General features: G+C 74.4%; 1 pseudogene. It reads left to right on the forward strand.

The features are described 5' to 3' along the window. Nucleotides 1–211, forward strand: a pseudogene (locus ACYF6T_RS44860) (IS701 family transposase); the annotation flags it as partial.

A 211-nucleotide genomic window follows, 5' to 3' on the forward strand; every position in this document is an offset into this window, starting at 1 on the left:
GCCTGTCGGCGGGCCCGGGGGCCAAGGGTGAACGGTTCTACGACTGGGCCGCCGCCCGCCTGCCCGCAGTGTGGGAGTTCGACGGCGACGAGCCGACCCGGCAGCGGTGGATGCTGGCCCGCCGCAGCATCAGCAGGCCCGATGAGATCGCCTACTACCTCGCCCGCGCCCCGCTGGAGGCCACCGTCGCCGACCTGGTCCGTGTTGCCGG

This window comes from Streptomyces sp. 7R007 (genome assembly GCF_054850255.1).